The following is a 14,269-nucleotide window of genomic DNA, read 5'->3' as shown; positions in this document are numbered from 1 at the left end:
ACTCCGACCTCTAAAAAGATGTCAACAATGTGACTTTTTTATTCTCAACCTTCAGACTGCCATTTTTTCACGATGACATTTAAAAGCTGCTTCACTTGGTCTTCCATGATAGAATGTTTGTATTTTTCATCCAGATTATCCAGAGGGATCGAAGGAAGCCACATAAGACTGCGTTCAAGCTCTTCATCAGTGAAACGCCAATCACTGTCAGACGTCAGAAAGAATACATATTGAAAGCCCGTTTCTTTCATTGCCGCCTTCCAATCACCCAGCCTTTTTTCTGCTGATCCTTTATCTTCTGTTTTTAAATAAGTGAATGCCGGGAACAGCATAAGCCTCCCTTTAAACTGATGTTCCAAATGCATGGATAATAGAGAGATAAACTCTCCTTGTGCAGCGAAAGTTTTCATATCTTCTTCCAATCCTACCGGCAGAAGCGGAATGACCGCTGTATCAATATACTTTTTTTCTTTTAAATAAAGCTCGACTTCTTTTCCATTCCAATTCAATATTCTACACCTCTTGTTTGTGCTTCTTCCCGATTATGATATCACTATCTGTAAGAGGATGAAAGTTTAAGCCTGCAGGGTTTCACTTAAATTGGCAATTGATAGATTTAGTATTCTCCATGGGCTTTTGAAAGATTCATCAGAATGGAAGTTAAAACAATTAAGAGGTAAATCCAGGGGATGATGGATGAGGTTTATTCACGCAGGGATTAAAATAAAGGGCTGACAATCGTTTTCGATTGTCAGCCCTTGGAGGGTTCTTTAACCCGGCATATTTTTCAGTTGTGAGGTAAGTTTTCTGAATGCCTCCTGATCATTTCTATCCAGAGCTTCGTCAATCGCATCAAGGAGTTTCTGCCTTTGGTATGTTTCAATACTGCTTTTCAGGAACTGCTCTGCGACAATCCTGTCCTTTTCATTTATTAACAGATATTTCGGCATGAACGGATTTTCTTCAAGGACGGCTGCGTACTGATAGGAAGCATTCGACTTGCTGAAATTCAACTGGATATAAATATCCTCATCTTTATTCAGCCTGATATCATGAAATGATTTTTCAGCATCTGTAGTCATAATATTTTCTTTATAGAATCTGAATGGCACTTCCTCTACACAGTGTGTAGACATAATCAATCCCCTGGGACAATACTGTGCTTCCTCGACAAAGTGAACCTTCTTCATTAATTGGTCGTGACTCATCAAATAATTTAAGATCCAGACACATTCACGTCTCTTCAGTTGATAACGATTCAAGAACCACCGGATGAAATCCTTTTTCTCGTTGACAGATACAGGGGTCTTCATTCTTTTCCCTCCTCTGCGTAATATTCCCCGCCTCAATTGGACAGTTACTCTTCCAATCTTTCGATTACCATCGCCCACTCTTCGTTTGATGGGTCTTTCTTTACCAATTCACTAAATACTTCTCGTGCCTCTCCATGTTTTCCTTCTTCAATAAGGAAATATCCATACTCTTGAAGAAATTCTGGGTGTTCTTTAAAGAAAGTATATGCAAGACGGTATTGTTTTAATGCTTCTTTATAGTTCTCTGTTTTCTCATAAGCAATCGCTGCGTCCCAATGGAGCTGAGGATCTTCCTCCCCCTCACTCTCCATCAGTTTGATGATTTCAAGGATATCGTCATATCGCTCCTGCTGGAGGAACAATTTGTTCAGAGTCAATGCAGCTTCCATATATCCCTGATCCAGCGCCAATGATTCGCGTATGAATTGTTCCGCACCTTCTTCATCACCGAGTTTCAAACAAATTTTCCCGCCGTGAAACAGAAGTTCCTTGTTAAACTCATCATGTGTTACGCCTTCCTTTACTGTTTCCAGGCTCTTTTCAAGCTCTTCCTCATTTTCATAAGCCTTGGAAAGGAGCAGATAAAGCGAGCTATAGTCTGGATCCAACTCCTTAACGCCTTCCAGTTTCTCTATCGCTCTCGCATAATATCCTGCCTGGTAAGCTGTGAATGCGTAGCCGAACAAAGTATTGATCTCCAAATGCTCATCAAGAGCTTTTTCATAATGCTCCAGGGCTTGTTCAAAGTCTCCTCCTGCACTAAGCGCTTCTCCCATCCTCTGATGGACGTCAACTCCACCGACGTTGGTCTTTCCAGCCTTTAGGACACTCTCATATGAACGGATCGCTTCCAGGAACTTCCCGATCTCCAGATACAGTTCACCCAGTGCAAAATCAATGATCGGTTCGTGAGCAAGAAGTCTCTTAGCATGAAGAAGTTTCTGCTCACTGACTTCAAACAATCCTTGCATCTGAAATAAATCGGCCTGTAATAACAATGCCCTTGGATAATCTGGATCAGTTTCGTCCATTTCAGACAGGCGTTCAAGGGCACCTTCCTCGTCATCCATCTCCACGAGGACTTCTGATAGCATGACAATAAGCTCGCCTTCATCAGGATATTTCGCTAAAAGGGTTTCCAGCAGCTCTTTGGTTTCTTCCAAAAATCCCAAATGATAAAGGTTCTCTGCCAGAGAATACTTCTCCTCATCAGTACCCAGATTCTTAACCCGTTTGAAATGTTTTTCAGCCTTGTCCAGATCTCCGTTTTCCAGAGATATAAGCATTTCTTCTGCATAGTTCATATATAAAAATTCCTTTCTTCTACAAATACTTTATAGAAGGGCGTAGCAGAAATTATATCAACTGATCATTATGTTAAATAGCCGGGAGTTTTAATAATCAATTCTTCCCCAATCCCCGGCTGAAAAAAACATTTACCATTAGACATAAGTACTTTACCCTTATTTACTGTAAGAATTAACATATGATTATCATAAAGAAATGATTGGCAATCATCAACTATTTCAGACGCTGGGCTTTGATATAGGTTATAACTAATTTCTCCACCCACCCGGAAATTCCCTTTAAGCGGATATATTCCAATTTTCTTCAAAAATTGCAAAGGAAGAGGCTTTTTGGGTGGCAACGGGGAATCAATATGCGGAATCCCTTCTTTTTTTAGAAGCTCCTGCCATGCTTTCACTAATTTTGCCCTGCCCCTCTTGTCGATTTCTGATGGAATAACAGGACAAAAAACTACCGGATACCCAAATAAAGTTTGTTTTATCCAACCCCAAGCTACTTCCTCCAGCTCTTCAACCGTTGTAAACTCAATGAATACCGCGGGAATATTGTTCCTCTTTAATTGTCTGATCAGGTCCGGCGTCATAAGCTTCATCCTGCATTTAAGGACAAGACAATAGTCTATCGGACTGCTGAGCAGCGAAGTTCTCCTCTGGCTGAGGCTCCCTTCAAATTGAGATAAATAATCTATGGAAAATGAAGTTATAAGGGTTGTACATCCCCGTTTGATAAATTCCGCTGTAAAATAGGACTTAAAATGGGAAAACTCAAGGAAATCAGGAAGCTCGAGATCTGCCATCACATGGACTGGCGACATTAAAAACGGGGAAATGTTCATTCGCGGAAATGTATAACGCTTATAATTGGAATTAATGGATCTTATTTCGTTATCTTTAACCAGCATGGATATATTTCGTCTCCTGTCATATTCGATACAGGGAACTTCCTCAATAATATATGCCATTTTCTACTCTCCCTTCTTCTCTTAAGACAAGCTATGAGGAGGAAGGCATAGTCATGACAAAAATCTGTAGTTGGCGGATGGTTGTTTTTTGGATAGATCTTTTTGTGAGTATTGACGGTTTGAGTGAGGTAGCTGATTTTTATTCCTACTGTGCGACTCTTTGGGAAGAATACTACACAAAATTGATTCTAGAGAAGGTTTAAAGGCTATTTGCAGAGCGATTTCACGTCAAAAGTGACTTTAGAGAGGTTCTAAAGACCTTTTTGCAGCGAGATTTCACGCCATAAGTGACTTAAGAATCCCCTTAGAGAACCTTTGATGAGCTTTCGTCCTTGAAAAGTGTCTCTTGAAGGGCTCTGAAGGCTTTAGAAGTGAGAATCCTCAGGAACTATAACCCTAGAAAGCTTCCATAGTTTACAAACTCTCTTTGTCCGCTGACTTGCGATTCCCGTACGATTCCCGTACAAAGAAAAAACCACCGTTAGTGGTGCGTTAAACCAAAAAAGGTATTTCTATTCCCCAGAGAGGAACAGAAATACCTTTTTTTACGTTCAGGTTTACCCTAATGATGCTAAGTCAGAATAAAAGGATGGATAAGAAATATTGACAGCTTCGGCATTCTTTAATTCTACATCTTCATTACAAAGGAGAGCCGCTATGGCAAGTGTCATGCCTATGCGGTGATCACCGAGTGAATCGACGGTTCCTCCCCGAAGAGATGTTTTTCCGTTAATGATCATACCATCTTCTGTACTTTCAATATCCGCTCCAAGTATTTTCAATTGTGAAACGACAGCATCGATTCGATTGGTTTCCTTAACTTTTAGTTCTTCTGCATCTCTGATTACTGTTCGGCCTTCTGCCTGCGTAGCGAGCAGCGCAATGACAGGAATTTCATCAATTAAAGATGGTATGATGTCTCCGCCGATATCGATTCCTTTGAGAGACGAGGTTTCAACCGTTACCGTCCCTCTTGGCTCAAAGTCATGGCTGTCTTCCATCTCGACAGTGATTTTGGCGCCCATCTCTTCCAATACTTTAATGATGCCAGTTCTGGTTGGATTCAGACCAAGTCCAGGCAGAACCAATTTGCTATCGGGTACGATTGCTGCTGCAGCCAGAAAAAACGCACCAGAGGAAATATCTGCTGGGACCTGGACTTCTGTTCCATGGAAGTCCTGGCCTCCCTTTACTTTGATTACATTGTTCTCACTAGTTATTTCGCCGCCGAATTTTCCTATCATAGTTTCTGTATGATTACGTGTAGAGACCGGTTCTGTGATAGTGGATATCCCTTCTGCCTGGAGGGCTGCAAAAATCACGGCTGATTTCACTTGCGCACTGGCAACCGTAAGATTGTAGTCGACAGCAGAAAGTTCCCCCCCTCTAATGGCTAATGGTGTATACTGGCCATTTTTCCTGCCATCAATGTCAGCGCCAAACAAACTGAGAGGACCTGTGACTCTTTTCATTGGCCTTTTTGCAATTGATTCATCCCCAACTATGACTGAATGAAACGGCCTTCCCGACAATATCCCGGACATTAGTCGGGCTGTAGTCCCTGAATTTCCGACGTCCAGGATGCTTTCAGGCTCTTGAAGGCTATCCCAACCTTTTCCATGAACAATGACTGTGCTGCCTTCTTCCTTGATTTCCACACCCATTTTCCTGAAGCAAGCCATGGTGCTCAAACAATCATCAGCTCTCAAAAAATTATGTATTACAGTAGTACCATTGGCAACAGCCCCAAACATGATCGAGCGGTGAGAAATTGACTTGTCTCCAGGTACTGTTATTTGTCCTCTAAGACCTTTACTTCCAATGGCTAACTTTTTTGCAGCTTCCATAGCAACCACCTTTCACGACGTTTTCAAAACTATAAATTAAAATACCTCATACTGTGTTTTTTCTTGTAAGACCGTCTTCCCTTTTTCAAGATCACCGTTACTTAGAAAACTGATGACAAGCCTTCCGACAGCATCTTCTCTCATTTCTAAAACCCTTATGTTTGTGATGCTTATTTCGTCTTCAGCAAGGACACTTGTAATTTCCGCAATAACACCTGGATGATCAGGTATGTCTATGTACAAGTCATAAAAGGCTGGTATAGCACCTTTGCTTTTCACCGGCAGCCCGTCCCTGAACTCCTTGGCTTCCGAGAAAAACCGGTATGTCTCATCATAATCCTGATTCTCAATCATCTCCAGCAGTTCACCTGTATGTTCTTTCCAATCTCTCAGCAGCTTGATGAGCACATTGTTGTTCTGGAGTGTAATATCACTCCACATTTGCGGATCGGCTGAAGCAATACGGGTCGTGTCTTTAAACCCTCCCGCTGCAAGCCTGGAGATATAAGGAAAATTCTCTTGAGCACTCTTTGCTGTATGGACCAAAGATGATGCAATCAAGTGTGGAAAATGACTGACAACTCCTGTCAGTTCATCATGTTCCCTGGCATTAAGCTGGAGGAATTTCGCTCTTGTCCCTTTCAGCCAAGATTGAAGCTCTTCCAGTCTCTGGGCGGAAGCATCCTCACCTGGAGTCAAAATATAATACGCATTTTCAAACAGCAGGTCCTTGGCAGCTTTCACACCGCTTTTATGAGAGCCGGCCATCGGATGCCCGCCAATGAAAGCAATTCCTTTATCCGTAAGAAGCTTTGCCGTTTCCATTATTGGACTTTTCACGCTGCCTGCATCCGTAACTAATACATTCTTCTTTAAGCCCACCTTGCATAATGCTTGAATTAATTTTGTAATTTGGATGACGGGTACAGCTAAAATGATTAGATCCGCATTCTCTGCACCCTCTTCAAAAGAGCCGGCTTCCTGATCAATGATTCCAAGCTCTTTGGCAAGGCTCAGATCTTTGGGATTCCTGTCATACCCTATGATTTCCGCTTCCGGATTTCCTTTTTTGATACTGATGCATAGAGAGCCCCCGATTAGTCCTAAACCGGCAACCAGAACCGTTCCTTTCAATAGGATTCACCTTCTTTTCCAGTTTGTCTTCATCAGCCAGCTCACTGAAATTAATTTTTTGTATTCAGAAAACTTCTGATTGCTTCAATTAGGCCTTCATTCTGTTGAGAGGTACCAATGGTGATCCTTACGCCAGTCGGATAGCCAAGGGCCTTTCCAGAGCGTACGATATAACCCTTGCTGAGCAGATATTGAAATACTTCATCTCCGTCAATTCCAAAATCGATGACAATGAAATTTGCCTGTGACGGGAAAAATTCCAGGCCTTTCTCTCTGCATAACTCATAATACATCTCCATGCCCTTCCGATTCTCAATACGGCACTTCTCAATGAATTCCTGGTCTGTCAAGGCAGCTGCTGCAGCTCCCTGGGCAACAATATTATTGTTGAAAGGTTCACGCAACGGCTCAAGTTTGGAAATGATGTCTTCATTGGCAATACCATAGCCGACACGCAGCCCTGCAAGTCCATATGCCTTTGAGAATGTCCTTGTGACCAATAGACGTGGATATTTCTTCACCAGGCTGACAGAATCATAATAATCCGAAGCAGTAACATATTCAAAATACGCTTCATCCAGGACAGTCAGAACATGAGAAGGAACTTTATCAAGGAACTCTGTCAATTCATTTTCTTTAATATACTCACCGCTCGGGTTATTTGGACTGCAAAGCCATACCACCGTTGTGTTTTCATCAATGGAATCCAGCATTTTATCCAGGTTGTGCCTGCCATTCTCATCCACTGCAACTTCTTTTACCCCTGCACCTTCAATTACAGCATTATGTTTATACTGCGGGAAAGTCGGACTTGGCATAACCGTATTCGTTCCACGCTGCAGCAATCCCCTGGCAATAATCTGGATGACCTCATCGGAGCCATTCCCAAGGATGATCTGCTTTTCTGATACATTCAAGTGATCAGAAAGAGAACTTCTGAGCGTTTTTGCATATCCATCAGGGTAGATGGAATAGGAAAAATCTGCACTACTCAAATATTCTTTCACCCGTGATGAAAAGCCGAATGGATTTTCATTCGATGATAATTTCACTATAGACTCCAAACCGTAAATCTTCTTTACATCATCTATTGTTTTTCCAGGCTGATATGCTTTTAAATTTTCAATTTCCTTTTTCCAATTCACCTTAGTCCACCCTTTTTCCTTTATTTCTCTAATGCGTTATCACGTTAAAGCGTTACATTATAATATTAACATACTATTCTCTATGTTATCTATAGTAAGATATCAGCCCCGGTGAATAAAACAGCTGAAGGTTGTTATTAGTTATGATAATAAATCCGGCCTTAAAGTGTGAGCCTTCCGCAAGTATACATGACGAATATCTTCCTGCTTTTTCTCTGTATTCCAATGGATCATAATTCTGATGCATTTATTAAGACTGTCCTTCACTTCCATCTCCTGCATGGAAAGGACGGGGACATACTTCCAATTCTTTATCTTTCTTAGGGCTCTTGCCGGAAATGCAGTGTGAATATCGGCAGTGGCTGAAATAAAAACGGAAGCGACCTGCTCTGGTTCGATTCCGTTTTTATTGATCATTTCCAATAATAAGAGTTCAGTAGAACTAATGATTTCTTTTTCACTATCCGAGGATATTGTTATGGCACCACGCACTCCTCTTATCATCACTCACTCTCCTTTGATGGACAGAATAAACTCGTGAGCTTCCCTCAAATCCTCCTGGCTTAACTTCTGCAATACAGGATGGCCGATCGCCTTCAACAGCACAAACTTGGGAATTTTATTCGCGGCTTTTTTATCTCTTGTCATGACCTCGTATATTTCCTCAAAGGAATATTTCCCCGGGAAGGCTAAGGGGTACCCAAGGTTTTTCACCCACGTAATGAACTCCTCAAGATCAAAGTTCAGACCTGCATGCTTTACACTTAGAAAGAGGGCATATACCATTCCTGTCATCACTGCTTCTCCGTGAGAAATCCCCTTATAACCCTCCAGGTTCTCCAGAGCATGGCCATATGTATGGCCAAAATTTAAAAATGCCCTTATTCCGTTTTCCTTTTCATCATTCGCTACGATCTCTGCCTTAACGGTTATTCCCCGTTTTAAACAGTTTATTAAAAAGTTGGAATCAATAGCAGAGAATGACTGTAAATTATTTAGCAGTTGCCTGTAAAACTCTTCATCTGATATTAAAGCGTGTTTAATTACTTCTGCCATCCCCGATCTAACTTCCTTGGCGGGAAGACTTGTAAGAAATGACGTGTCATATATTACTGCTTCAGGATGATAAAATTGACCAATCAAATTTTTACCAAGCTTATGATTCACTGCAACTTTCCCCCCGACAGAGCTATCATGGGCAAGGATTGTCGTCGGAATGCCAAGAAACTTTATTCCCCTCATATAGGTTGCTGCCACAAAGCCCGCCAAATCACCGCAAGCCCCACCTCCGAATGCCAGGATACAAGATTGGCGATCCATCCCTTTTTCTATGGCAAAGGTCATACAGTCATCATAAACCTTTAAAGACTTAGCTTCCTCGCCTGGTGGCACATTAAAGATTGACACCTCCAAGGCATCCGGCAAATACTTCTTAAGAGTCTCGCCATGCAACTCAAAAACAGTCTTGTCTGCGATGACCATTATATGTGAGATTCTTTCATTATCTGCTGTCAGCAAATCCGTCAGTTGATCGAGGATATTGCTGCCTATGTATACTGGGTATTGTTTCGTTTCAGTTTTGATTTGCAGAATATCCACTCTCTTAGTACTCCTTTGATTGCCTAACGAAATCGTCTATAGAACTTTTAAGGCTTTCGAATTGATCACTGTTAAATTGTTCCGTCAGGGCATTGGCAAGCTCCCACGCAACTACCGCTTCCGCCACAACACTTGCTGCCGGGACAGCACAGCTGTCTGAACGTTCAATGCTTGCTGTGAATTCTTCCTTGCTTTCAATATCTACACTTTTCAGCGGCTTATAAAGAGTTGGAATTGGCTTCATAACTCCTTTGACAACGATCGGCATTCCAGTTGTCATTCCACCCTCGAATCCTCCTAAACGGTTCGTTTTGCGGTAATAGCCTTGCTCCTCATTCCAGGCAATCTCATCATGGACTTCACTTCCCGGTTTCCTTGCCATTTCAAAACCAAGCCCGAACTCTACTCCTTTAAAGGCATTTATACTCATGATGGCCATCGCGATTTTAGCATCAAGCTTCCGGTCATAATGAACATAGCTTCCAACGCCTGGAGGCATCCCTTCGACAATCACTTCAACCACGCCGCCTATGGAGTCGCCGGCTTTCTTGGCAGAATCGATTGCCTCCATCATTTTTTGAGCAGCATCGTCATCGAGGCATCGTACAGGAGAGTTTTCCGTTTTCTCCATCAGTTCTTCAATACTTCCATAAGGAACATTTTCAGCTGTTATCCCGCCAATTTCCCTTACATGACCTGCAACTTTAATGCCCAGCAGACTTAAAAGTTTTTTAGCTACTGCTCCAGCGGCTACCCTCACAGTAGTTTCCCTGGCCGAAGATCTTTCCAGTACGTTTCTCAAGTCACGGTGTCCATATTTAATCCCGCCGTTTAAATCCGCATGGCCCGGTCGGGGTCTAGTGATCTTCCTCTTGATATCTCCTTCTTCATCAGAAGATATTGGTTCAATCCCCATGATTTTGGTCCAATGGGTCCAATCTTTATTTTCGACATTCAATGCCAAAGGAGAACCCAGTGTCTTTCCATGTCGGACACCCGCTGTTATGTTCACCTGATCCTTTTCTATTTGCATTCTTCGGCCTCGGCCATATCCTTTTTGCCTTCTTCCAAGTTCATAATTGATATCATCAGCGCTTAGAGGCATCCCCGCAGGTACACCCTCCACAATCGCTGTTAATTGAGGACCATGTGATTCTCCAGCTGTTAGGTATCTCATTAATGTTATCTCCTTCCAAGGGTAAATAATTTTGTATCAATATAACACATTCCTGATAGGAGTACATAGAATATTTGCTCTTTTCTAGAAATAAATAAAAAAACACCGGATATTTTTAACCGGATAAGTTCTGGGAGAGAAAATGATATTCTTCATATTACTTAACAGTCAAACCAGTTACTAGTTTAACTCCTATCAAATTAATTCCCGCTCCAATCAGCCATAATTTACAATGTAGTTCATAGTCATTCACAAGCTTTTCACTCCCAAAGAAAAACAGAGCAATAATTTATATTATGGAGTTCAGATAACGGAAAAATACGAAATAACATGTGGAAAAACAATATGTTCAGCACCACAAAGAGCAAAAAACGCTTGGTACCGGTACCCCAGCGTACTTTTTTATATACTAAATTCTTCAACTATCGTACCCGTTAGCGTAGCATCTATTCTTTTTCTTTGTGCATTAAATTTAATTGGAAGAATATCGCACTTAATAAAGCCACAATCATTCCTAACATTACTGCATAACCCGTAAACACTTCATTACCTTCAAAGGCACTGCAAATACCTATTCCACCAATACCTCCGAAAACCAGTAGTAATACCCATACAAATAAAAATGCCATTTGTATCCCCCCTAAAATATACCTATCCATCACACTTTACAATTACCAATTAAACTTTACTTTAACATAAAATAACAACTACCTGTTTGGATTAGGAAATCAGGTATCGTAAATAAAGACCAAATCATATAAGATTTGGTCTGCTGATAAGGTTGCTATTTCAAATTTCACCAACAAAAACACAACTACTAAATTTACACACTTCTAAAATTTTCGGTAATGCGTTTTTTAAATTCCTTTAAGAAGAATAAGAAGAGGACGAAATCATAAGCGATTTCGTCCTTCGGCTGTTATATTTGCTGTTATACTCAATAATTTGAAACGGTTACTTTTTTCTATAAAAAAATGTGTCCTCTGTTTCCAAACCGTATTTGGCCGGATTGAATATCTGCTCTGTACTGCCGACAAACAATACTCCTCCAGGGCGAAGCGCCGAACTGAAGTTGTGGTATATCTCTTCTTTTGCCTCTTCAGTAAAATATATCATGACGTTTCTGCAGACAATCAAATCATGATTGGATTCATATCGATCAGCTAATAAGTTATGCTTTTTGAAACTGACCCTGCTTTTGATCTGTGGGGAAACAGAGTGAAAGTCTCCATCCTTCGAAAAATATTTTTGTTTGATTATGTCCGGTACTTCATTCAATGACCGTTCAGGATAGACTCCCAACTTAGCTTTCGCAATGGCATTTTCATCAATGTCCGTTGCTCTTATTGATATTTCGGAAAGAGGCAGATAGTTGGATAGGACCATGGCGATGGTATAGGGCTCTTCACCCGTCGAACATGCTGCACTCCAAATCTTTAATCTATCATTTTGGGCAAGCAGCCTTGGGAATATCTTCTCTTGAAGAACGGCCCAGCGCTTTTCATTTCGATAGAATTCGGTTACATTGATGGTCATCCTATCGAGAAATTCATTCAATAACTGCGTATCTTTATCAAGCGCTTGAAAGAAACCTTTGAAATCAGCATAACCTTTTTTTTCATAGAGAGAGGTTAATCTCCTTTTCATTTGTGCTTCCTTGTAAAAGGAAAGGTTGATACCCGTTTTTCTATATACGTCTTTCATGAAATGTTCGTAATCATATACCATCATAAATACACTCCAACATTCGATATTACCTTGCCTATTTAGTATATCGGAAAAAACAGTTAAAAGTTGAAAATGATATAAAAATATTCTTATTTTGAAGGAGTTTATCCATGTCTAGCTTAAAAAAAAGCCTGATTCAGGATGTTTCCCTGAATCAGGCTTCTGGCAGTATTGCGCTCTCGGTAGAAAGCCTCTATTACATTTACAGCGGATTAGTAGATCCACTCATTCATAAGTTTAGAATACTCAACCAATTCTTCGTCTTTAAAGAATAAACCGATTTCTCTCTCAGCACTCTCAGCAGAGTCAGAACCGTGGATGACGTTCTTTCCTACAGTGATACCGAAGTCGCCGCGAATCGTTCCTGGCGCAGCATCCTTAGGATTTGTAGCACCCATCATTTGACGCGCAGTAGCAATGACATTCTCACCTTGCCATACCATCGCAAATACAGGACCGGAAGTGATAAAGTCCACAAGCTCACCGAAGAATGGGCGCTCTTTATGCTCGCCGTAATGTTCTTCAGCCAATTCTTTAGAAATGCTCATTAACTTTGCACCAGCAAGTTGGAAGCCTTTCTTTTCAAAACGAGAAACAAATTCAGCAATTAAACCGCGTTGTACGCCGTCAGGCTTTACCATTAAAAATGTCTTTTCCATTTTTTCCACTCCTAGATATGTATGTATGGGTCTCTAATCGATTGCCCACAAAAAATGGTATCATTGATTTCTCGTTTTGGCAACGTTTCCATTTGAAATTTTCTAAAATTTTCGTTTTCCGATGAAATTAGCAATATCTTTCAAGGTCTTGTTGGCACCATTCTTTGGAAGCCCTTCAAGTTCCTTCATTGCCTTTTTCAGATAGCGGGCACTTATTTCGTGGGATTGTTCAATCGCACCGCAGCTTTTTATATCTTCAATAACAGCCTTTAAGTAATCTCTATCAACTTCCTCTTCGATTTTGATTAATTTTTCTCTCAAATCTCGCTGCTCCATGGCAAACAGGACAGGGAGAGTGATATTTCCTTGGAGAAGATCGCTTCCTGCTGGTTTCCCCAGTTCTTCCTCACTGGCTGTGAAGTCAAGAATATCATCAGTGATTTGAAAAGACATACCTACGTTGTATCCAAAACGGTATAGTTTCTTATGTATTTCTGGAGGAGCTCCCGCAGCTATGGCCCCAAGCTGGCAGCTGACAGCAATTAGCAAGGCGGTTTTCCTCTTAATCCTTCTCAGGTAATCTTTCAAATCTTGCTCAAAGCGGTATTTGTCTTTAATTTGTTCGATTTCGCCCACAGTCAGTTCCACAATAGCATTGGAAAGGATCTTGTGTGCATCTTCATTATCGATTTTTGTCATGTATTCTAAGGAACGAGCAAAGATATAGTCCCCTGTATACATCGCCGTCTTATTATCCCACTGAGACTTTATCGTCGGCTTTCCCCTTCTAAGGTCCGCATCATCAATGACATCATCATGGACGAGGGATGCACTATGGATGAGCTCTAAAGCTACAGCTACATTCTTGATGCTGTTAATGTTGTAATCTCCAAATTTGGCAGACAACAAAACAAATACCGGGCGGATTCTTTTTCCGCCCGCTGACAGCAAGTGAAGTGAAGCTTCATTTAAAAGAGGCGAGCGGGAATCGATGGCCGTCTTTAATTCTTTTTCAATGAGGTCGATATCCGCTTTTAGAAACGAATATATCATTTTATACTTCATTTCATTTCCACCCAGGTTTAAAATTTTCTCATGATCAGTTCTTTTTGAACCCCATATGCATGGCCGCTGCACCGCCCACATAAGGTTTAAATGTTACCTTTTCAAAGCCGGCATCCCTGAACATGTCAGCGAGTTCTTTCATTCCAGGAAAATCCTTTGCTGACTCCTGCAGCCATGAATATTCATTGTAGCTCTTAGCGAACACTTTACCGAATAGAGGCATCAGGAATTGAAAATAAAAATAATAAGCTTGACGGTAGCCAAACATAGTCGGCTGGGATGTTTCTAAGCATACAGCCATACCACCTGGCTTCAGTACCCGATTCATCTCTT

The 14,269-nt window shown here is 41.1% G+C and carries 16 protein-coding genes; 1 reads left to right on the top strand and 15 read right to left on the bottom strand.

Annotation, left to right across the window (positions count from 1 at the left end):
* Nucleotides 1-44: 44 nt before the first annotated feature.
* The 4 genes from BSG1_RS16400 to BSG1_RS20985 form a co-directional block, all read right to left on the bottom strand.
* Nucleotides 45-509 carry a YpiF family protein gene (locus BSG1_RS16400; protein WP_006838279.1) on the bottom strand — a complete coding sequence of 155 codons (465 nt, stop codon included), beginning with the start codon at nucleotides 507-509 and terminating at the stop codon, nucleotides 45-47.
* A 261-nt stretch (nucleotides 510-770) separates the two neighbouring features.
* A complete protein-coding gene (locus BSG1_RS16395) occupies nucleotides 771-1,313 on the bottom strand; it encodes a ReoY family proteolytic degradation factor (protein WP_006838278.1) in 543 nt (180 codons plus the stop codon).
* Between the two features lie 44 nt (nucleotides 1,314-1,357).
* On the bottom strand, nucleotides 1,358-2,617 hold the full coding sequence (locus BSG1_RS16390; RefSeq protein ID WP_006838277.1) for a tetratricopeptide repeat protein: 1,260 nt from the start codon (nucleotides 2,615-2,617) through the stop codon (nucleotides 1,358-1,360).
* 68 nt (nucleotides 2,618-2,685) lie between these two features.
* Nucleotides 2,686-3,204, bottom strand: coding sequence for a hypothetical protein (locus BSG1_RS20985; protein ID WP_156791513.1), 519 nt, complete (start codon nucleotides 3,202-3,204; stop codon nucleotides 2,686-2,688).
* Nucleotides 3,205-3,635: 431 nt separating this feature from the next.
* Here BSG1_RS20985 and BSG1_RS20980 point away from each other — a divergent pair, with 431 nt between their 5' ends.
* Nucleotides 3,636-3,785: a hypothetical protein gene (locus tag BSG1_RS20980; RefSeq protein WP_156791512.1), complete on the top strand. Its 150-nt coding sequence runs from the start codon at nucleotides 3,636-3,638 to the stop codon at nucleotides 3,783-3,785.
* A gap of 354 nt (nucleotides 3,786-4,139) precedes the next feature.
* Here BSG1_RS20980 and aroA read toward each other — a convergent pair whose 3' ends face one another.
* The 11 genes from aroA to BSG1_RS16330 all read right to left on the bottom strand — a co-directional run.
* Nucleotides 4,140-5,429: a 3-phosphoshikimate 1-carboxyvinyltransferase gene (aroA, locus tag BSG1_RS16380; protein ID WP_006838274.1), complete on the bottom strand. Its 1,290-nt coding sequence runs from the start codon at nucleotides 5,427-5,429 to the stop codon at nucleotides 4,140-4,142.
* Nucleotides 5,430-5,465: 36 nt separating this feature from the next.
* Nucleotides 5,466-6,563 carry a prephenate dehydrogenase gene (locus BSG1_RS16375; RefSeq protein WP_006838273.1) on the bottom strand — a complete coding sequence of 366 codons (1,098 nt, stop codon included), beginning with the start codon at nucleotides 6,561-6,563 and terminating at the stop codon, nucleotides 5,466-5,468.
* A gap of 50 nt (nucleotides 6,564-6,613) precedes the next feature.
* The gene (hisC, locus tag BSG1_RS16370) at nucleotides 6,614-7,708 is read right to left on the bottom strand and encodes a histidinol-phosphate transaminase (RefSeq protein ID WP_006838272.1); all 1,095 of its coding nucleotides are present in this window, start codon (nucleotides 7,706-7,708) and stop codon (nucleotides 6,614-6,616) included.
* Between the two features lie 141 nt (nucleotides 7,709-7,849).
* Nucleotides 7,850-8,212, bottom strand: a complete 363-nt coding sequence (gene aroH, locus BSG1_RS16365) for a chorismate mutase (protein WP_044023047.1) — start codon at nucleotides 8,210-8,212, stop codon at nucleotides 7,850-7,852.
* 3 nt (nucleotides 8,213-8,215) lie between these two features.
* Nucleotides 8,216-9,307 (bottom strand): 3-dehydroquinate synthase, encoded by a 1,092-nt coding sequence (gene aroB, locus BSG1_RS16360; RefSeq protein WP_006838270.1) that lies wholly within the window; start codon nucleotides 9,305-9,307, stop codon nucleotides 8,216-8,218.
* Between the two features lie 4 nt (nucleotides 9,308-9,311).
* Nucleotides 9,312-10,484: a chorismate synthase gene (aroC, locus tag BSG1_RS16355; RefSeq protein WP_006838269.1), complete on the bottom strand. Its 1,173-nt coding sequence runs from the start codon at nucleotides 10,482-10,484 to the stop codon at nucleotides 9,312-9,314.
* Between the two features lie 446 nt (nucleotides 10,485-10,930).
* Nucleotides 10,931-11,113, bottom strand: a complete 183-nt coding sequence (locus tag BSG1_RS16350) for a hypothetical protein (protein ID WP_044023046.1) — start codon at nucleotides 11,111-11,113, stop codon at nucleotides 10,931-10,933.
* A gap of 325 nt (nucleotides 11,114-11,438) precedes the next feature.
* The gene (locus BSG1_RS16345; protein ID WP_006838267.1) at nucleotides 11,439-12,215 is read right to left on the bottom strand and encodes a CheR family methyltransferase; all 777 of its coding nucleotides are present in this window, start codon (nucleotides 12,213-12,215) and stop codon (nucleotides 11,439-11,441) included.
* A 209-nt stretch (nucleotides 12,216-12,424) separates the two neighbouring features.
* Nucleotides 12,425-12,871 carry a nucleoside-diphosphate kinase gene (gene ndk, locus BSG1_RS16340; protein WP_006838266.1) on the bottom strand — a complete coding sequence of 149 codons (447 nt, stop codon included), beginning with the start codon at nucleotides 12,869-12,871 and terminating at the stop codon, nucleotides 12,425-12,427.
* Between the two features lie 102 nt (nucleotides 12,872-12,973).
* Nucleotides 12,974-13,936 carry a heptaprenyl diphosphate synthase component II gene (gene hepT, locus BSG1_RS16335; RefSeq protein ID WP_006838265.1) on the bottom strand — a complete coding sequence of 321 codons (963 nt, stop codon included), beginning with the start codon at nucleotides 13,934-13,936 and terminating at the stop codon, nucleotides 12,974-12,976.
* 34 nt (nucleotides 13,937-13,970) lie between these two features.
* The coding region (locus BSG1_RS16330; protein ID WP_006838264.1) for a class I SAM-dependent methyltransferase at nucleotides 13,971-14,269 on the bottom strand (299 nt) is incomplete at its 5' end.

Source organism: Bacillus sp. SG-1 (genome assembly GCF_000181495.1).
Taxonomy (GTDB): Bacteria; Bacillota; Bacilli; order Bacillales; family Bacillaceae_B; genus Rossellomorea.
This window is presented reverse-complemented; position numbering and strand designations above follow the sequence as displayed.

Bases quoted from the DNA above. Each gene is read 5' to 3' on its own strand.
- BSG1_RS16395 (WP_006838278.1), bottom strand. From the start codon at position 1,313: ATGAAGACCCCTGTATCTGTCAACGAGAAAAAGGATTTCATCCGGTGG.
- aroH (WP_044023047.1), bottom strand. From the start codon at position 8,212: ATGATAAGAGGAGTGCGTGGTGCCATAACAATATCCTCGGATAGTGAA.
- BSG1_RS16390 (WP_006838277.1), bottom strand. From the start codon at position 2,617: ATGAACTATGCAGAAGAAATGCTTATATCTCTGGAAAACGGAGATCTG.
- ndk (WP_006838266.1), bottom strand. From the start codon at position 12,871: ATGGAAAAGACATTTTTAATGGTAAAGCCTGACGGCGTACAACGCGGT.
- BSG1_RS16350 (WP_044023046.1), bottom strand. From the start codon at position 11,113: ATGGCATTTTTATTTGTATGGGTATTACTACTGGTTTTCGGAGGTATT.
- hepT (WP_006838265.1), bottom strand. From the start codon at position 13,936: ATGAAGTATAAAATGATATATTCGTTTCTAAAAGCGGATATCGACCTC.
- BSG1_RS20985 (WP_156791513.1), bottom strand. From the start codon at position 3,204: ATGACGCCGGACCTGATCAGACAATTAAAGAGGAACAATATTCCCGCG.
- aroA (WP_006838274.1), bottom strand. From the start codon at position 5,429: ATGGAAGCTGCAAAAAAGTTAGCCATTGGAAGTAAAGGTCTTAGAGGA.
- BSG1_RS20980 (WP_156791512.1), top strand. From the start codon at position 3,636: ATGACAAAAATCTGTAGTTGGCGGATGGTTGTTTTTTGGATAGATCTT.
- BSG1_RS16345 (WP_006838267.1), bottom strand. From the start codon at position 12,215: ATGATGGTATATGATTACGAACATTTCATGAAAGACGTATATAGAAAA.
- aroC (WP_006838269.1), bottom strand. From the start codon at position 10,484: ATGAGATACCTAACAGCTGGAGAATCACATGGTCCTCAATTAACAGCG.